Genomic DNA, 17,563 nt, shown 5'->3' with positions numbered 1-17,563 from the left:
CAGGCAGCGGCTTGTTCGGCGGGAGCGGCGGCCGGAGCATGGTGTGCTCACGGGGGCCCATGCGGAGCACGCAACCAATCAGTCTCGACCGTCAGCTCCGGACCGCTTACTTCCGGTCTGCGCAGGGCCTGTCGAATGCACTCCGCCATGTTGCGTTCCGTAACCACGATCTTGGCGTATGCCATATCGGCAGCGTGCAGGTAGTCGAGATAGTCGCTTTCTCTCCATCCCTGGCCGTTAACCAGGTATCGGCTGAAGAGCACCGCAAAGGACAGTCGCGCTCCAGCGTAGCATTCAGGATTCTCAAGCGCGTCCTCGACAACATTGCACCCGTTCTTCGTGCACATCTGCCGGATCCAGTTCTTTACTCGCTCGGGGAATGCAGACCAGCCCTTGGGGCTGCTCTGCGCGGCGACGAGAAGTGCTTGCTGAAGCCAAGCTCTGAAGCGGTCCCGGTCGGTGGCCAGATGATCGCGTGCCTCTATCATGAGCGATCCGGAGAACTGGTCGATGAACTCAGCCTTGAGGGCGGGTGTCGTAAGATGAAGCGGCTGGCGAAGATTGACGGGCACGCTGTGCCAGGGTAGGCCATGCAGATCATTTACGCCACGATCAATGATGACAACAGGAATCTTCTCAATTGTATCTGCGACGCCCTTGATGATATCGGGCCGTGCGGCGAGTTCAGCGAGCTGCATTCTTGCCATCCAGAGCACGCAGTTGCTCTGTTGTACCCATGCGGCGAGAGGCTCGATGGGCATGTCGCCCTTGGCGAGCATGCTCCACGCGTTGGTGTCGAGGTAAACGGCGTCGCGGATATGGCGCGCAGCATTGAGCGCCATGACGACTACGTTCCGGATGTTCCCGCTACTCATAATAGCTCCAGTATTTCAGAAATTGTCGGTAACAGGGCTCTCTCCACCCAACTATCAGCCGATTGGTCAACCGAAGCCGCCGGACCAGGTCTCTCTAAATCGTCGCCTTCTGTAACCTCCCCCCACGGAAAATCTCACAAATCGGGTCTGCGCCGCAAGGTCCAAATGGTTTCCAGTACCGTGGGGTAGGTCAGTCTGACACCGGCGGCAGTTGCCGCCGTTCCGGGGGCTGGAGGCGCGGCGGACGCGCAACCGGAGGCGTCGCGCGTGGGCGACACGCCGCGGGCCACCTCATCGGGAGGTTGCCGGACACCTACCGGTCCGTTGACAACCTCGGACCGAAGGGGCCGTCGAGGGGCCAGTTGTTGACGCTCCCGGTAGATGATGGGTGGTGGCCGCTTTTCGCTCACGCAGGACAATGGCTTGCTCACGCGCGCGATGGCCATCGCCTGCCCATCCGGTGGCCGGAGCCCCCCGCGGAGGCTCCGTCCGCCCATCGCCCGCGCGGCGCGGTCGCCGTGGCGCGCAGGGCGCGTCAAGGGCGGCGCAGCCGCCGAGCCCTGCGAGGGAACCCTTGACGCGTCCGAGCACCCCGGCACGCTCAGAACGCGATGGATCGACGGTGCGAAGCTCTCGACGCGCGGGTGACCGTGCCCAAGCACCGCCCGCCGCGCAGCGAGAAGGTCTTCGCGCGCGACGCGCCACCTCCCGAGGAGCGCGAGGTTTCGCGCGGCGGCGACGAGGTGGATCGGTAGGTCGCGCTGCTCAAGCGGCGCGGCCGGTCGCTGCGCACCCTGCGCAGGCTGACGGTCATCATAATGCGTGATTGCCCCTGAGAGCCGCTGCTCGCCGCGGTGCGGATCGCGGCGCACTCTGGGCTCGACGACATGGCTCGGCTCGAGAGCCTGGTGCTGCGCCGCGTCGCCGGCGACTTCTTCCCGCTGCCGTCCGAGGCCGAACGAGCTCGGCTGGGCGGCGCTCGAGCCGAGCCCGACGCCTATTCTTCACCCAGAAGCGCGAGGATCTTGTCGCGCAGCTCGCGCTTGACCCGCTGCCGGTTCAGGTCGTCCTCGTAACCGGCTGCGACAGGGGACACCTTGATGCCCCCTTGGATCATCATGAGAGCGTCGATGGTTCGTTCGGTCTCATGGTCGTCCAAGTCGCGCCGACGGTGCACAAGCAGGTCTTTGATGCTCATTCCGACCCACTCTCCGGGCGAAATCCTCCATGGTTACCCGGAGCCCAATAATGTCGCGCAGCGCACCGATGGCCTTTGTACGTCGCTTGTAGAGCGTAGAGAGAGGTAGCCCCGCGTCTTCTGCCACCCGGGCCATCGGGATCCCATCCAGATCGTGTGCCACGAGAACAAAGCGCAGCTGCGGATCGAGCTCGTTCACCGCATCGATGAAGTCCGATCTGACGCTGTCGGATTCCATCGCAGCAGCGGCATCCGGTACTGGATCGGCCACATCGATGAAATCGACGAGCTCCTCCCTTCGTTGCTGCATACGCTCGTGATAGTGCGAGGCAATGTGTACGGTGATTGCGTTCAACCAGCGTTCCGGTCTTCCACGCTTCGGATCGAACCTGGGCCAGCTCTCCCAGGCGTTGAGCCAGACTTGGCCTGCGACGTCGGTACGATGGCACGGTGGGACCCCCAGCCTCCCCAGCCAGCGCAGCACCGCGCGTACCACCGCCGGGCAAAACAGGCGCGCGCACGCGGCGGCGCGCTCGTCTTCATTCGACGGACGACCCATGGCTTCACCGTCCCCTGCGGGCGATCGCTCGTAATCTGATGATGCCGCGTCTCCGCACGCATGCGGCGCAGGCTCGCAGACTTCCCCGTAGGCGTCCGCGACCAAAGGAAGACGTCAGCCGTAGCTGCTCAGTTCCCGGAGCGGTGGCATGGTTGCCAGCAGGCTCGTGATGGCGTGTAGCTGCGAGGCGCGACGGCGCTCATCCATGGCTCCCTACTCCCGGAAGTGTCGTGTTCAGCGGAGATCGCTCTGCTTCCTCCCAATCGGCCCCGTTGGGGGAGCTCGTCCCCCCTTCGTCGCGCTGTACCGGGAAGCTCGTCAGCGTGGCAGCGCGCCGGACGAACTCTCTCCCCGTGGCGGCGCGGACAGGAAGCGGCAACCTGAGGCGCGGCTGTGGAGGCGGCGGGAGCTTCGCGCGCGGGCTCGTGGCCGCAAGCTCGGGAGACGGCACCACAGGCGGAGGAACGTCGAGCGCGCGGGCAGGTATCGTGGGCGGAGTCGGCGGCGCCGAGCTCTCGCGCTTGGTCACGGGCTCGCCGAGCGAAATCACCACGGTCTCCTCTGCGTCCGTTCGGTAGTCGTCGTGCAGCCGCCACAGGCGCTCCCAGTACCGCGCCGGGGTGCCGGTGAAGGCTTCCAGCTGCCGCGCGAGGCCGGGCGTCATGGGGAGGTCACTCCTCAGCAGCCGCTCCACCTCCCTCGGCTCCAACCCCGTGCTCTCGGCCAGCTTCCTCCTCCACGAAGGCGTCGTCGCGCAGAACGACTCGAGGACCCTCCCTGGCCAAGGGACGGGGCGCGCCCGGGCGTCTGTCAGCTCTGCAAGCGCCGCATCGACGTGACAGTCCAGAAGGCGCCGGTATCGATCCCTCTCCCGCGCGACCTGCTCCTTCGCATCGGTGAGGGCTGCCTCCTCGTCATCATGCGCGTGCTCGCGCGCCTCGCGAAGCCCGCGCTCTCGTCCCAGCGCTTCGCGCGCGGTGACCGCGAAGCCGATCGCGACGCACGCGATCATCGCGAGCCCGAGCGGCGACACGAGCCACATCGCACCCAGCATGTCTTCCATGATCTTTCGCCTCCTGGACTTGAGCATTCTTGTCCGACACAAGGCGGATCTCGGCCTTGAGCTGCGCGAAAGCAGCACCGCTATCCCCGCCTGCTAGCTATTGATGGGTAGCCGACGATTCAGCGAAGCTGCCTGAACAGCGCTTCGCGCTCGGCGGCGAGCCGCCCTCGCGGGAACTGCCGCGCGTGGGCCTCGAGCAGCCGGCGAGCCTCGACGTCGGCCATGACGTCGTTGGCCTCGATGGCCCTCCGCGCCTGGTCGACCAGGCTCCTCTCGACCTCGCTGGCGGTCGGTCGAACGGCGCTCGCCGGAGGCGCGGCCCGGTGACTTGTCGTCTGCGCGTTCGAGGGAGCGGGCGTGCCGATCGCCATCGCTTCGCCGTGCGCGCTTCCGTGTTCCGTGCGCGACGAGATCTCGTGGGCGATCGCCGCGGCGGGCGCCGCTGCGTCGGGCGCCCCGTCTCCGCCGGCGGGACCCGCGGCGCTGTGGGCGCCACCTCGCGCAGGGAGCGCCACGGCGTCCCGCTCCGCGGGCGCGGTGGCAGGGGCGCGGAGCGCCGCCGCCCTGGTCCACGATTCCAGGCCGGGCAAGGGCGGCACCGCGGAGACGAGCGCGCCCGTCACCAGGACGAGCGCGGCCTGAACGAGGATCCTCATGCCGAAACGGCGCAGGGAGGCCACCCACGACGCGCGGCGGCCGAACCCCAACGCGACCGGCACGCACGCGCTGTCGTCCCATCCACGAGAGCGCTGCCGCGCCCGCCGCCGTCCGCCCTGCACCTCGAGTTCCTCGAGCGCCCGCCGGTGTCGCGTCTTCACCGTGTCAAGCGGGATCCCCTGCTCGGCGGCGATCTGGGCGAGCGGGATGTCCTCGAGGTCGTGCTTGATCACGAGATCCCGGTACTTGGGATCGAGTTGGTCGATCAGCTCCCGGGCGAGCTTTTCCCGCTGCCGTCTCCGGAGCAACTCTTCCGGCGTGAGGCACTCATCTCGGATCTCGCACTCATCGAACGACGTCAGTACCTCGCCGCGGCAGCGCGCGTCACGGACGTGATTGCGCGCATGGTTGACGGCGATCGTGACGCGGTACGGCCCCGGGTCGCCGCCCGGTTCGATCCGCTTGTCAGCGTCCAACCCCCGCAGCAGCGCTTCCTGGGCGACATCCTCGGCGTCTCGCGCCGGGACACCGTGGCGCCTGGCCAGGCGCCGGAAGAGCTCGAAGCCGAGGGAGGCGGTCGCTGGCTTGGCCACAGTAAGCAGCACACCCGAGGCGGCCAAAAGGGTTCAGAAAATTGAGTGGAGGAGCGACTTCGGTCGGATAGTGTACCCATTTGTGGCCACATGGACCACATCTGGCCCGACCTGGCGGATGGATGAACGCATTCCGTCATCCGACCGCCAATTCTCTCCAAAACCGCCGAGACGTGGCGGTTTCCTGCCGGTTGACGCCGAGCAGCCGGCGTCAGTACCGTCGCTGGATGCGTTCCACTGCGCATTCGCTCTCGATTCTTCTCATGCTCGGGACCGCAACAGCCTTCACGAACTCGTCCAGCGCGGACGATATCCATCCGAAGGCGGGACCGAGCGACGGGTCGACGGTGAAAGAGCATGTTCGCCGTGGTCGGAGAGCGCGCAAGGCCGGGCTGTGGATCGAGGCATATGCTGCCTACAAGGCGGCTTTCGAGGCCGCTGACGCGGCGACCAGCACCGAGGTGGAGCGCGCGGAGCTCGCGGGCGAGCTCGGCCTTTGCGAGCTTGCGCTGCACAAGTACCGTGATGCGGCCGAGCACCTGGCCAGGAGCCTCGAACAGCGCGAAGCGTTGCCAGAAGCGCTCCAGCAGCGATTCGAGGCAGGGCAGCGCAACGCAGCGCCGCACGTCGCGCGGCTCGTGCTCGGCGTCGATCCGCCCGACGCCGAGGTGCTCATCGACGGCAAGCGCATCGGCCGGACCGCGCGGACCTACACGCTGTTCTTCGAGCCGGGCCAACACATGGTGCGAGGCCGTGCACCGGGCTGCAAGGACGCGCTTCATTACTTGCGCGCCGTGGCGGGCGCGGAGCACGAGTTCACGATGCCGCTGCTGTGTGCGGCGGCGAGCGGCACCAAGGAGGCGAGCGGCGCCAAGGGGACCGCGACCGCGACGCCGACCCCCGTGCGCGCTTTGCCCGCTCCGCGCGCGCAGGCCCCCAGCCCGTGGGCATCCTGGCCGGGGACGCTGCGTGTCGTGGGAATCACGCTCGCGACGGGCACCGTATCGACAGGCGCCATCCTCATGATCAGCGCCAGCAAGCTCGACCAGGATATGAGCGCTCGGCGGGACCAGCTCAAGAGCGACCCAAGCGCGAGTTCGTCCATGTGCTGGCAAGCGCCAGAGCGCTCGCCGTGCGGCGAGCTGCGGCGCCTGCGCGACGCGCGCAACCTGTCCGATCGGGTGGGTACGGCCCTCGTCATCACAGGCGGTGTGATCGGCGCGGCCACCGCCGCGTCCTTCCTCACCGACTTCTCCTTCCTGGGACGCACGCCAGCTCAGGATAGGGTCAATGTATCGCCCGTCGTGACCGGGCACGAGACGGGCGTGAGCATCGAGGGGGTGTGGTGACCATGCCGGGTACCGAGGGGATGCGGCAACGGGAAAACCGAAGAGCGTTGGCCGCCGCCGTTGCTGTCGTGGTCTGTGCGTGGGGAGCGAGCAGCACGCTGCTGGCTTGCACTTCGTACCGCGACGATTGTTGGGAAGTGATGGAGTGCGCCCCTGCGCCTGAGCCGACTCTCTGTGACGGCGACCCGGCGACGACAATGGCGCTCGACGAGTGCGGCGTATTCGTCAGCCCGTTGTCGGGTGACGACAGGAGCCCTGGCACGAAGGACGCACCGGTGAAGACCCTGCAACACGCGATCGGGCTCGCCGCGAGCGGACGAGGCAACGGCGAGGCAGCGACCCGGCGCGTGTATGCGTGCGGCGGGTTGTTCGAGGAGGAGGTCACGCTGCCTTCCGGGGTCGACCTCTGGGGCAGCCGCCTCTGTGAGGGCGGCGGCGATTGGTCGTATGAATGGTCGGCCATCGGACCGAAGGCGTCGACCGTCATCGCACCGCCTGCGAGGATCCCGGTGCGGGTCCTCGGGGGTGAAGATGCAGGCATCGCGGGGGGCAACGCGACGTCGTTGATCGTCGGCGTGCGCGCCGTGGCGGCCGACGCTTCCGCGATCGATGGAAAGTCGTCGATCGCGATGATCTTGAGCTCGGGGGCCCGGGCGATCGTGCGGGACAGCCAGATCATCGCGGGCAACGGCAAGGACGGGGAGCCGGGAGAGGACGCGCGCAGCGAACCGACCAGCGACGGCGTGCAGGGGAACGACGGCGCGGACGCCTGCACCGCGGACTTCGCGAAAGGCGCGCTCCCCGTCGTGACGGTGTGCGACGACGGCATCGAGTCGACGGGCGGATCTGGGGGCTACGGCGACCTTGAATCGGGGGGCGATGGCGCTGCGGGACAGCCCGCACCTGCGGAGACTTCGGAACTCGACGGCCATGCGGGGCTCGGCCCGGATCTCACGAGATGCACCGACGGAGGCGATGGCGCACACGGCGCCCCCGCCGATCGCGCGGGTGGCGCCTCGGGTCCAGGATTCCTCAGCGAGGATGGATGGATCGGTGTCCGTGGTGAGGACGGGAAGAAGGGCGGCGTCGGCCAGGGGGGCGGCGGCGGTGGCGGCAGCAAATCGCGAGGCGAGATGACGGCGTGCCCGGCGGGCCGACCGCAAGCCGGGGCGGCCGGCGGCTCGGGAGGAAGTGGGGGCTGCGGCGGCCAGGGAGGCAAGGGCGGCGGCTATGGCGGGGCGAGCATCGGCATCATTGCGTTACACGGGAGCGCGCTGACGCTCGAGCGCACGGAGGTGTTTGCAGGCAACGGCGGCGGCGGTGGCGTTGGCGGGACGGGTCAACCAGGCGGCCTGGGGCTTCAGGGCGGTGACGGTGGGGTCGGCTATAACAACATGTGGAGAGCGTGCAGCGGCGGCCGTGGGGGCAACGGCGGTCGCGGAGGTGATGCCGGGGGTGGCCTCGGCGGCCCTTCGTACGGCGTGGCGTCCATCGCTGCCTCCGTGAGCTTCGGGCCGGACGCGCCCGCGAAGGCCGGAAGAGGTGGGGACGGCGGACTGGCCGGCAATGCCGCGCCTGATGACCATGTCGGCAGGGGTCTGCAAGGCGACTCCATGTCTTACCGTCAATTCGACGTCCCCGATCCCCCACCGCCCCAGTGAATGTCCCCCATGCACGACACGACATCGAGGGAGAACGATGCGAACCACAAGAGTGATCTATCTGTCCCCCGCGCTGCTCCTCGTCGCAGCCGGCTGCGGCACCGCACCGGGTCCCAACGAGCCGGGCGGAACGGGGTGCGACGGCACCTCGTCGTGTCAGGGTGACGCCCCGCCAGAGTCGTTCTGTCTCGAGCGCCTCGCCGCGGACGTGTGGGAGGATGGCTGCGGGGTGTTCGTGGCCGGCGTCTGGGGCGACGGCGACGACGCGAACCCGGGAACGAAGGAGCGGCCCGTGCGTACGTTGCAGCGTGCCGTGGAGCTCGCACGCACCGCACGAGGGCGCGTGTTCGCGTGCGCCGACGGCTTCTTCGGGCCCCTCGCGCTGCCTTCCGGCGTGGATCTCATCGGCGGCTTCAGCTGCATCGACTGGGATCGCATGCTCGACACGCGCTCGCTGATTCAGATTGCAGCTACCGATGGCATCGCTCTGACCGTCGTACCGGCGAGCGCCGGAGATACGGGAGCCGCGGACGCGGTATCGACGATCGTCGACATGCGGTTCCAGTCGGGCGGCCCGATCGGAATGCTCGTGCAATCCGGCACGGCCGTGGAGCTCATACGGAGCGAGGTTCGCACGTCGTACGGCTGGGCAGGCCATGATGGGGGGCGCGGGCCACATCGTGCAGCGGACGGACCGGATGGCCTGTATGGTGACGATGCGTGCTCGGCGGATACCGTTCCCGGCGGCCCGGCGGTGGTGAATCCGTGCGACGGTGGAATCCCGAGCGTTGGCGGCAAGGGAGGCGACGGGCTCCCCGACGGCGCGGAGGACGGGAACGACGGGGAGCCGACGCCAGACCCAAACTCCAGGCAGGGTGGCTGGGGAGGACGCGGGGACGTGCCAGGCGCCCAGTGCAGCAATGGCTCCCCCGGGCTCTCCGGCATGATCGGCGCCGTCGGCGCCGCGGGTCAAGGCATCGGACGCATCACCGAGACAGGCTGGGTGAGCGAGTGGGCAAGTGACGGCGGCAGGGGGATGCCGGGTCAAGGCGGCGGCGGGGGCGGCGGCCGTCGAGGCGAGCTCGCGGTGTGCGGCGTGGCCACCAGGGGAGGCGCCGGCGGCGGCTCCGGCGGCGCAGGCGGCTGCGGTGGCAGGGGTGGCCGAGGGGGCGAAAACGGGCACCCGACCATCGGCATCGTCGCGCTTCATGCCAAGGTGACGCTGCGCGATAGCGTCATCACGACCATCGACGCGGGTCCAGGCGGCGACGGCGGGGAGCCCGAGGAAGGTGGCAAAGGCGGGCGAGGCGAGCTCGGCGGCGCCGTGGGGGACGGCACGTGGTCCTGCGACGGTGGCGACGGCGGCCGAGGGGGCGACGGCGGCTACGGCGGCCCCGGGCGCGGCGGCGACTCGATCGGCATCGCCTACCTCGACGAGGACCAGCTCACGCTGGAGGGCGTCACCTACGAGCTCGGTCCGCCGGGCAAGGGCGGCATCAGCTGGGACTGGTCGGGTGAGACGATCACGGGGGAGGACGGCATTCAGGTCGGGACGCTGCGTTTTCCTGAATAACCGGATTGAAGCTTACCGAAGCGAGCTATCCGGCTCGATAGAACCGGGCGCGAAGGTCGAAGGTCACGTCGGCGAGCTCGGCCCGCTCTGGACGGTTCGAGCCCGGTCCGCTGCGCTTCATGCTCTGCCAGATCGCTTGGGGTGTCGGTGAATGTCGAGGTTGAGAGAATCACCCGCTTACCATGCGTCTGAAAAAAGGCAATCGTATAGCCTGGCCTCTCCCAAACGTCGTAGATTGGTCGCCACGTCCGGCACGACCACGTTGCCGACCTCCGGCGGCATGCGCTCGTATCCCCATGTCGCTTCGATCTCTTGGGCGATCCCTGCAGCGTACGGCTGCTCATCGGGCGATAGCTCAAAGGAGATGACCTGCCGCGTGGGTTTATCTTCCATCGAAGGTGGTTCAACAAGTTCGGGCTTGATCAGCTTGATCAGCTTGCCAATCCAGGCGGGCAGGATGTAGGCCGTATCATGGACGAAGATCGTGACGGCACGAGGTGGCGTCGCGCGGAGCGACTTCTGGCTCTCGATCCCCTCGAGATCATCAACGAGGCGCGAGCTGTAGACGGTGTAATAAGGGACCAGGAAGCTTACCCTCAATTCGATTGCATGTCGGTGTTCTCCGGTGACCTTCGGAAGATAGAGAGAACCGGAATAACAGCCGTCGTGGCTTCCCATCGCGAGATGAGCTGAAAAATTGTCGACCTCGTTCTCGGGGAACTGCTCACGCAGGCGCCGCAACATGCCAAGCCACCGTTCGCAATCGGCGCTGGCTCGGCGACGGGCGTCCACCAGCCGCCGATCCTCTTCTGTTCGCACGCGACCAAGATCCTCGTACGGAACTCGCCGAGGATAGTAGCGATATACGACGTCGAACAACTCCTCGACCCCGTGCTTCATGGCTGTGTGACTCTGGACCCGGCCACGCGCTTGCGGAGGCTGATGTCCATCTCGTCCTTTAACATGGTACAGTAGATTCCTCGCGGAATAGTGGGGTTTGCCCTCATTATTTTACGCGAAGCTCTGGTCGCCACGTCGGCACTGATGCGCGCGGCCTCGCCCGCTGGAATCTGCCCCTGATCTTTGTTTCGCAGCGGCATCCCGAACGTCATCTGTGGACATTCCCAGAACTCCGGATATATCTCGACCCACCGCTTGACCTTCAGACTGACGGTGGCTTTTTGCCAGCCTCCCGATTCGCCTGTTCCGTCGTCGGGGATCGTTGTAACGAAACTGAAGATGGCTGGCGAGAAGCCGTTCACTCCGGCCGGCGGACACTTCGAACTGCAGATGTCGCTACAGAATACGTAAGTCTGGCCGTCTCCGACGGTGTCACCGGGGCCTGAGCATGTGCCATTTGTCGGACTCTCCGAGCTATCTCTCGGGCGCTCTTCTTCCTCTTCGTCTGAGCTATCCGTCTTGTTGCACTGGATCTCTTGCTCTCCGGCGCCTTGCCGTTCTCCCGATGGCGCATCACCGAAGTCACCGGCTGCGCTGGAGCTGAAGACCGGAACGGGCTCCGAACCTGGCCCCGCACCTGCGCCCGAGGTCCATTCCTCGCGAGGGTAGCAGTCTCCCACCGTCCAGTTGCATGCCGCCAACACCCAGATTGCGACAGCGACGATGAGAAACAGGCTCGTTCTTGAGCTCATCTGGAACTCCATCGCATCACGGGACCGGCAACGACAACGACGGATGCGTAGCCTGGTAGAACAAGACTTCTTCCGTCGATCCAGTCCAGATTGGCGCTCGCTGATATGCCCAGCGGCCCCGCAATGTACGCGCTTGCTTGCGCATGTCCGCCTACCGCCATCCCGGCAACCTGTCCACACAAGGTGCTTCCGCACGCTGGCATGAAGTAGAGCGCAACCGATGGGCCCAAGCCAATGTCGCCATCCCTCCAGCTATATCCAAGGGCAACGGAGGTGTGATTGTAAACGCCGGGTCCGCCTATCTGGATTGGAGGCACGACGCTGCACAGATCATGAACCTTCAACAGGAGGTTCTTTTGAAGGTGCCACGATATCCCAGCATGCGGGCCTACCGCGAAGCGCGGCGCAGTGCCAGCCTGGATCCAGCCGAGACTTACACCGGCGCTCAGCTCTGATGCCTCTGCCTGCGTCGAAGCGACACCGAGCACGAGAGCGAACATCGCCGCCGATGCGACCCGTCCGCATTCCGTTCTCATCGGTTACTTCCCCCTTTGGTACCGCCCGGAGAACCTGGCGATGCAACCAATTCTTCTGATGGCAGGATTGGGCGTCAAATGCAACCTGGAGGAGGGTATCCCAATGGACATGGGTCATACCGTCCAGAGCGTGGGCCACTGCGCAGCTGTCCGCGGCGCCAGCGTTCGTCAGGCTGCTGTCACTGGCGGTCTGTCCACGTGGCCGTGAGAGCGCACGGACGGCGTGCGCCTGTGCTGCACGACGTCGCCCGTATGCCAGCGCCACGAGCGAGCGCGACCCGCCGCGACGCCCTGGGCGGGCCGCCGCCGCCGTTGACGGCGCGCCTGTCGGTGATCATCGCGTCCCGCGTCGGGTCGGTGAAGATCGCGGCCACGAGATCGCCGGCGTTCACCGTTCACCCACGGCACCTACGCCGATCTGGGCCGCGTTCGCCTCGCCGGCGTAGACGTTGCGCCCGCCGAAAAGTCGAAGGCCCGAGGGCTGACGCCCGAGACGCGGCACCTGATCGGATCCGCGATCCTGGCGCGAGCGCGCCGTGGCGGGGGGCTGGTCAACATGTCCAGACGCGAGGTCGTCGATCACGACGCCGTCCGGCGCTACCTCGACGAGGGGCTGCTCGACGGGTACGGCTCCGACGTGCTCGATCCGGCGCTGGACGGGGAGCTCCTCCAGAACCCGCGCGTCCTTTCGGCGCCGCACATCGGCGGGCATGCCGCCGACGTCCAGGAGGAGATCGCTCACGCCGCGCTGGCCGCGATCGTCGTCTGGGCCGCGCGCCCCGCGTTGAGAAATTGTTTAGTCGGTGGATCCGGCGGCGACATCGACCGTCGCCGCGTCGAACTCTTCCCAGAACCGCTTGACGGATGGGTGTCGCTCCGCCGGATCCGGTCTGGTCGCCCGGAGGAGGATGTTTGCCAGCTCGGAAGAGCACCGGAACCCTTCGCGCCAGTCCTCGCCGACGCGGTCGCTCAGTGCGCAGATGGCATAACGCCCGAGTTGAAAGACGTTCGTCCGGCCGTCGATCCACGATCCCTGGATGAACTCTTCAGGGGCCATGAGCCGGGTGGAGCCGTAGTTGCGCTGGACCTTCAGCGTGAAGCCCTCGCCCCGCTCGAACAGCTCGAAATCGTGGATCTTGACCGTTCTGTGGGCGAAATCGTAGATCACATTGCCTTCATAGAAGTCGACGACGACGTAGCCTGATCCGGCGATGGCGTCGATGGCGCCGAAGATGAGGCGCAGCGCGCGCATCTTCTCGGCCACCGGGAGCGCGTTGAACCGGCCGCGGCTCTGTCTCTCGATGAGCGGCGTCCCCTCTATCTTCTCGAAGACGAGCGCCGTCCCGTCCCGCGCTTCGAGCACATTGTACAGACGGACGATCGCTGGGTGAAGGCCGAGCGAGCAGATCTCCGCGTCTTTGCGGAGCGTCTCGTCGAAGATTTCGCGCTTCGCCCACTTCACGAAGAAAGATCGTCCCCCCAGGTCGACAAACCAGGCGCGCAGCTCGGGGTTGGACGTCTTCACATCGCTCCTTGCAGCGCCCCGGAGCCCGTGAAGGAAGTCCTCGACGTCGAGAGCGGTTCGCCTCGTGTCCACCAAGTCGTTCACGCCGCCCTCGACCCTCGCGCCTTCAATTCGGCCGGAGCCTAGCACAGGCGCCGGTGTCATCGACGCGTCGGGTCGAAATCCTTTCGCTCCGCCCGGCAGAGCTCGTCGGCGCCTTGGAGGCGAAAGATCTCCTCCACCGAGGAGATCCGCCCCTCCACGGACATGAGATCGGCGCTGGCGCGCAGGGTGCGCAGGTTCTCTTTCAAGGCGGAGACCACCGTCCGGATGGACTGATTGGCAAAGATGAAGTTCCAGATCCCCTCGGACATGAGATGATCCAGACGAACCGAAGGGTATGTGGTCGGGACCACGACGAGGGGCGTGTTCGATTTCCACTGGCGGGCGAACGCCTAGGGCTGTGCACGATGCCGCACGTGTAGCAGCGTTGCCCGCCAGTGCGGCCTGACGACCGCGCGTCTGGAGCCGCCGACGGCGCGAGGGTAGCTGCTCCTGCCACATCCGAACCTCCGTTGTTGCGGTGTTTCGGGTTCGGGGCGGAGCCTGAACGAGAGCCCGTGAGGAGGCCCGAAATGGTAATTCTGACGACCCGGTATCTCGTCGCGAGTTACCGGGATCTGGTCAGGTGTGGAAACCGCTCTGGTGACGCGCAGTTAGACGGCTTCGAGGGAGCGTCCGAGGGGCCGATTTGGGGGGGCGCGAAGGGGGTCGATTTGGTAATTTTGCGCGGGGTCGGCTGAGGGGCTCCGGCGAGCCGCCGACCTCTGTTTTGTCGCATAAGGGCGGCACGCGGCGAGCACGACCTCGGGGCGGCGGCCCGAAGGGTGCAGCGTGAGCTCTTCCCGGCGGACGCCGGAGCGGCCTGGGCCTGGAGCCGAACACGCCGCGAACGCGAACTCGGCGCACGGGGCCGCGGAGCTCGTCCAGGCGGGAGGCTGGCGCAAGGCGGAGCTCGCCCAGGTGGACGCCAGCGCGGCTCGCGGCCGCGGCGCCGGGCGAGCTGGCCCCGCTCGATGGCCGGGCCGTGGGATCGCCGGGAGGGGTCACCCCGCAGACCGAGCTCACGTGATCGGGTCCCAGCGAACGCCAGTCAGGGCACGGTGCCACGTGAGGACCGGCGTTCTCTTGGTCGCACGCTACATCAGACTTTAATGCCGTCGCCCTCGCCAGGAGCCGACTCTTGTACTGTGCTTTAACGCTCTTTAAAGTTGAACGGAAAATGAAGGCTTCGCTCTGGCAGGTTTGTGGTTCGGTGCTTTTGTAGACGCATGAGCTCGCGTCGCTGGTACGAGCTCGCGTGCGGAGTTGTCCGCGCGCCGAGCCACGTCCTGGAAGAGTGTTTCCAGATGAACAAGCAGACCCGGTGCCACCTGCGCGCGATCGCACGGCTGCACCCCGAGATCGGCAACCTGTGTGATCAGCTTGAAGCGCCCTGGAACGCCGTGCGAAGGATCGCGCACGCGCCGGGGGCGGCGGCGCAGTGGGAGCGCGCGGCGCAGGTGCTCGGTGAGCTCGTGGAGAAGCGCCAGGCGACGGCGCCGCGCCGGTCGAGGCTGGAGGCTGTGCGCCTGGAGGCGCTGAAGCGAATGGGACCGCCGATGGAGGGGGGAGGAAAACTTGCAAGCAGCCTGCGAGCCGCGTGGGAGGCGGCGGAGCGCGGGACGCGCGCGGTGCCAAGCCCACGTCCGGGCGATCGGCATGCTCGTCTGCGGTGCAGCGCTGCGCGGCGGGAAGCGCGCCAGTCGAGCACATGAAACGGCGTCGAGTTGGACTTTCGCCGCTTGCGTCTTCCGTGCGTGCCCATCGTGGCCGCTCGCCGATCCTATTCAGGAACCCAACACGGATGGAGGTATGGCATGACACGAGCGGCTCTCGCGCGTGTATCGGCACCGCTTTCTCTTCGTCAGGCTGGTAACGGCACGCGCGCCATCGACAGAGAGAGCCTGGAGACGCCCACCGGCGGATGGTCCAGCCCGAAGGTGATCGATCAGTCAGCCATGACGACGGCAACCGCAACGCTCGCGATCCCGCTGGATGGGCTGACGATCACGGCGCCGCAGCCGGAGATGCTCTCGCAGAAGAACGTCGAGGCAGTCACCGGCATCCCGGCGCGCGTCTTCCTCGACACGATCCGCGCGCCGGGCTTTCCCCTGCCGGTCACGAAGCTCGGCAAGCTGCGTCTGGTCGAGCGCGAGGCGTTCGTGGCGTACCTGCGCGCCCTGGCCGGTGAGCCGGCCTCGCGTCGTACCGCAGAGGTGGATGAGCGCACACGGGTTGCCGCTGTGCTGGCCTCTGTCGGCCTTGAATCGGTCCCATGCCCGAAAACCGACCGGGCGAGCGCTCCTCCCACAGGAACACGCCGTGCTAGGCTGCCGCCGAAGTAGAGCGGGCCCGCTCGGCGCTACCAACGCCGGACGGGCCCTTGATCGAGCCCCGCTTTCACCGGAGACCGACCCATGACCGACGTACCCCAGCGACGGGCGCGCGCCAAGCGCTCGCCTTCCTCCCCCGCCTCATCCCTCCCTGCACAGGCACCGACCGACCGGCGTTTGCGCTCGAGCCGGTCTAGCGGGCGCTCCTCACCGGTGGCGGAGCCAGCTGCGCCCGTCGCAGACTCGCCGGGCTCCGCGGGCAAGATCGAGCGCCCGAAGCTGGCTGCTCGCGCGCCTGGCAGGCCAGCAGGAGACAAGCGCACCAACGGCTCCGGGTCCGTCCGGCTGCGCGGCAAGACGTGGACCGCGCGCCTTAGCCTCGGCGAGGCCGGTCGAGCCACGTTCAAGTTGCCGACGTGCCGGACCGAGCAAGAAGCCAACGCGCGCCTGGAGGTGCTGGCGGAGCTTGCGGGGCGTCTGCTCGCGGCCGGGCAGATCGTGCTCGGCATGCCGCTGCTGGAGCAGGCTGGCGCGCGCGATGGCAACGCGCTCCGTGATGTCCGGCTCGCCATCGACCAGCTGTGCAAGGGAGAAGCGCGCGCCCGTGCCACCGGAGAGACGACCTTCGCGGAGTTCGCTGAGCGGGTTCTGTCCGGGCAGCTCGCCGAGCAGTACCCGGATCATGTGAAGGCGATTCGCAGCGCGAATAACTATAGGACGAGACTGGCTCACATTCTTGAGGTGCTTAGCCCTGTCCCTCTCGCGCGCTTCACACTCGATCATGCCGATCACGCGATGTCGTCGCTCCCAGGGCACTTGCAGCCAGGAACGCGCCAAAAGATCGCGCAGCTCATCCATCGTATATTAGCGCTCGCGACCTACCCGGCGCGGATCATCGGGAGCAACCCATTACCACGCGGGTGGATCCCCAAGGCCGGTGATGAGAAGGCAAAGGGCTACCTCTACCCCGACGAGGACAACCGCCTTATGCAGTGCCAGGCGATCCCTCTCTGCTTCCGGATCTACTACGGCTTCCTCGACCGGGAAGGCATGCGAGCCGACGAGGCCGGAAGGCTGGAATGGTCGGATGTCGATCTGGAGCGCGGCGCAGTGGTTCTCGACGAGAACAAGACGGACGATCCCCGCGCGTGGGCCCTCTCGCCCGACGTAGTGCGCGCGCTCCGGAAGTGGCGCGAGCTCTGCCCGGACAATGCACGTGTTTTCGTGGGGAAGTGGGGCAACGCCTTGCCGGGGCACAACGGGGCGAAAAACTTCAGAGATCACCTCCGACGCGCAGGAATCGATCGGCCTGAGCTCTTCGAGACCACGGATGCAAGGCTGAATATCCGTTTGCACGACACGCGCGCGACCTTCATCACGGTCAAGCTCGCGGTCGGCCGCACGGAGACGTGGATCTCCGATCGGACGGGACACAGCTCGAGCGACCAGATCCACAACTACAAGCGCGCTGCGCGCAAGGTCGCGGAGCTCGCCCTGGGCGACTTCGCCCCCTTGGACGAGGCGCTCCCCGAGCTGAGCGGCAAGGGCGGCTCGGCAGCAGGATGTGGTCCGGCGTCCGGCGAACACGGGGCGGGAGCAGCGAGCGACGAGGGCTCCCTCGCCGCCGCGCCCCCGTGCGACGTGGCGACCCGGAGCGACGTTGCCGACGCCCTCGCGGTGACCGTGGACGCACCCGAAGACGGCCGGTTGGGCCCGCGTTGGGCCAAGCCGGAAGAGGACCTGGTCGGCCGCAAGCCGGAACCAGTTGAAATCGTTATTGTTTCTTCCGGACGTTCGCCGGAACCAGGGAAGAAGCCCAAGGACTTCCCTGGTTGCGCGTGAGCGAGGCATGACCGAACCGCCCGGGAGCCTGTCGGAAGGGCACGACCAGCGAGAACCCGGCGAACG

At 67.1% G+C, this 17,563-nt stretch carries 16 protein-coding genes and 1 pseudogene; 8 read left to right on the top strand and 9 right to left on the bottom strand.

Translation table 11 applies throughout. From position 1 onward, the window contains the following. Positions 1–47: 47 nt before the first annotated feature. The 5 genes from WMF46_RS36240 to WMF46_RS36220 form a co-directional block, all read right to left on the bottom strand. Positions 48–842: a hypothetical protein gene (locus tag WMF46_RS36240; protein WP_437981386.1), complete on the bottom strand. Its 795-nt coding sequence runs from the start codon at positions 840–842 to the stop codon at positions 48–50. A gap of 1,030 nt (positions 843–1,872) precedes the next feature. Continuing rightward, a complete protein-coding gene (locus WMF46_RS36235) occupies positions 1,873–1,995 on the bottom strand; it encodes a hypothetical protein (RefSeq protein WP_437981385.1) in 123 nt (40 codons plus the stop codon). 25 nt (positions 1,996–2,020) lie between these two features. Further along, on the bottom strand, positions 2,021–2,632 hold the full coding sequence (locus WMF46_RS36230) for a sigma-70 family RNA polymerase sigma factor (RefSeq protein WP_437981384.1): 612 nt from the start codon (positions 2,630–2,632) through the stop codon (positions 2,021–2,023). A gap of 199 nt (positions 2,633–2,831) precedes the next feature. Further along, positions 2,832–3,695 carry a helix-turn-helix transcriptional regulator gene (locus WMF46_RS36225; protein WP_437981383.1) on the bottom strand — a complete coding sequence of 288 codons (864 nt, stop codon included), beginning with the start codon at positions 3,693–3,695 and terminating at the stop codon, positions 2,832–2,834. A gap of 119 nt (positions 3,696–3,814) precedes the next feature. Then, a complete protein-coding gene (locus tag WMF46_RS36220) occupies positions 3,815–4,957 on the bottom strand; it encodes an RNA polymerase sigma factor (protein ID WP_437987976.1) in 1,143 nt (380 codons plus the stop codon). 251 nt (positions 4,958–5,208) lie between these two features. Here WMF46_RS36220 and WMF46_RS36215 point away from each other — a divergent pair, with 251 nt between their 5' ends. From WMF46_RS36215 to WMF46_RS36205, 3 genes are all read left to right on the top strand, one after another. Beyond that, complete coding sequence (locus WMF46_RS36215) at positions 5,209–6,294, top strand: hypothetical protein (RefSeq protein WP_437981382.1); 1,086 nt, start codon at positions 5,209–5,211, stop codon at positions 6,292–6,294. A 275-nt stretch (positions 6,295–6,569) separates the two neighbouring features. Further along, a complete protein-coding gene (locus tag WMF46_RS36210) occupies positions 6,570–7,955 on the top strand; it encodes a hypothetical protein (protein ID WP_437981381.1) in 1,386 nt (461 codons plus the stop codon). Between the two features lie 37 nt (positions 7,956–7,992). Then, positions 7,993–9,528: a hypothetical protein gene (locus WMF46_RS36205; RefSeq protein ID WP_437981380.1), complete on the top strand. Its 1,536-nt coding sequence runs from the start codon at positions 7,993–7,995 to the stop codon at positions 9,526–9,528. A gap of 177 nt (positions 9,529–9,705) precedes the next feature. Here WMF46_RS36205 and WMF46_RS36200 read toward each other — a convergent pair whose 3' ends face one another. Together WMF46_RS36200 and WMF46_RS36195 are read right to left on the bottom strand one after the other, a co-directional pair. Beyond that, complete coding sequence (locus WMF46_RS36200) at positions 9,706–10,347, bottom strand: hypothetical protein (protein WP_437981379.1); 642 nt, start codon at positions 10,345–10,347, stop codon at positions 9,706–9,708. 77 nt (positions 10,348–10,424) lie between these two features. Beyond that, positions 10,425–11,180: a hypothetical protein gene (locus WMF46_RS36195; RefSeq protein WP_437981378.1), complete on the bottom strand. Its 756-nt coding sequence runs from the start codon at positions 11,178–11,180 to the stop codon at positions 10,425–10,427. A gap of 143 nt (positions 11,181–11,323) precedes the next feature. Here WMF46_RS36195 and WMF46_RS36190 point away from each other — a divergent pair, with 143 nt between their 5' ends. Next, positions 11,324–11,635 (top strand): hypothetical protein, encoded by a 312-nt coding sequence (locus WMF46_RS36190; protein ID WP_437981377.1) that lies wholly within the window; start codon positions 11,324–11,326, stop codon positions 11,633–11,635. Positions 11,636–12,134: 499 nt separating this feature from the next. Further along, positions 12,135–12,362, top strand: a pseudogene (locus WMF46_RS36185) (NAD(P)-dependent oxidoreductase); the annotation flags it as partial. Positions 12,363–12,512: 150 nt separating this feature from the next. Here WMF46_RS36185 and WMF46_RS36180 read toward each other — a convergent pair. Both WMF46_RS36180 and WMF46_RS36175 read right to left on the bottom strand, forming a co-directional pair. Next, complete coding sequence (locus tag WMF46_RS36180; protein ID WP_437981376.1) at positions 12,513–13,325, bottom strand: protein kinase domain-containing protein; 813 nt, start codon at positions 13,323–13,325, stop codon at positions 12,513–12,515. A gap of 56 nt (positions 13,326–13,381) precedes the next feature. Beyond that, positions 13,382–13,594, bottom strand: coding sequence for a hypothetical protein (locus WMF46_RS36175; protein WP_437981375.1), 213 nt, complete (start codon positions 13,592–13,594; stop codon positions 13,382–13,384). Positions 13,595–14,551: 957 nt separating this feature from the next. Between WMF46_RS36175 and WMF46_RS36170 the strand changes: the two genes are divergently transcribed. From WMF46_RS36170 to WMF46_RS36160, 3 genes are all read left to right on the top strand, one after another. Further along, entirely contained in the window at positions 14,552–15,037 is a 486-nt protein-coding gene (locus tag WMF46_RS36170; RefSeq protein WP_437981374.1) for a hypothetical protein, read from the top strand. Between the two features lie 102 nt (positions 15,038–15,139). Then, on the top strand, positions 15,140–15,667 hold the full coding sequence (locus WMF46_RS36165; protein ID WP_437981373.1) for a hypothetical protein: 528 nt from the start codon (positions 15,140–15,142) through the stop codon (positions 15,665–15,667). Between the two features lie 201 nt (positions 15,668–15,868). Next, on the top strand, positions 15,869–17,497 hold the full coding sequence (locus WMF46_RS36160) for a tyrosine-type recombinase/integrase (RefSeq protein ID WP_437981372.1): 1,629 nt from the start codon (positions 15,869–15,871) through the stop codon (positions 17,495–17,497). Positions 17,498–17,563: the final 66 nt, after the last annotated feature.

Source organism: Sorangium sp. So ce117 (assembly GCF_051524395.1).
Lineage (GTDB): Bacteria > Myxococcota_A > Polyangia > Polyangiales > Polyangiaceae > Sorangium > Sorangium cellulosum_B.
The sequence above is the reverse complement of the archived record's forward strand: the minus strand, read 5'-3'. Positions and strand labels throughout refer to the sequence as shown.

Coding starts and splice junctions, on each gene's coding strand:
- WMF46_RS36170 (WP_437981374.1), top strand. CDS start 14,552: ATGAGCTCGCGTCGCTGGTACGAGCTCGCGTGCGGAGTTGTCCGCGCG.
- WMF46_RS36165 (WP_437981373.1), top strand. CDS start 15,140: ATGACACGAGCGGCTCTCGCGCGTGTATCGGCACCGCTTTCTCTTCGT.
- WMF46_RS36240 (WP_437981386.1), bottom strand. CDS start 842: ATGGCGCTCAATGCTGCGCGCCATATCCGCGACGCCGTTTACCTCGAC.
- WMF46_RS36205 (WP_437981380.1), top strand. CDS start 7,993: ATGCGAACCACAAGAGTGATCTATCTGTCCCCCGCGCTGCTCCTCGTC.
- WMF46_RS36225 (WP_437981383.1), bottom strand. CDS start 3,695: ATGGAAGACATGCTGGGTGCGATGTGGCTCGTGTCGCCGCTCGGGCTC.
- WMF46_RS36190 (WP_437981377.1), top strand. CDS start 11,324: ATGTCCGCCTACCGCCATCCCGGCAACCTGTCCACACAAGGTGCTTCC.
- WMF46_RS36195 (WP_437981378.1), bottom strand. CDS start 11,180: ATGAGCTCAAGAACGAGCCTGTTTCTCATCGTCGCTGTCGCAATCTGG.
- WMF46_RS36230 (WP_437981384.1), bottom strand. CDS start 2,632: ATGGGTCGTCCGTCGAATGAAGACGAGCGCGCCGCCGCGTGCGCGCGC.
- WMF46_RS36215 (WP_437981382.1), top strand. CDS start 5,209: ATGCTCGGGACCGCAACAGCCTTCACGAACTCGTCCAGCGCGGACGAT.
- WMF46_RS36235 (WP_437981385.1), bottom strand. CDS start 1,995: ATGATGATCCAAGGGGGCATCAAGGTGTCCCCTGTCGCAGCCGGTTAC.
- WMF46_RS36175 (WP_437981375.1), bottom strand. CDS start 13,594: ATGTCCGAGGGGATCTGGAACTTCATCTTTGCCAATCAGTCCATCCGG.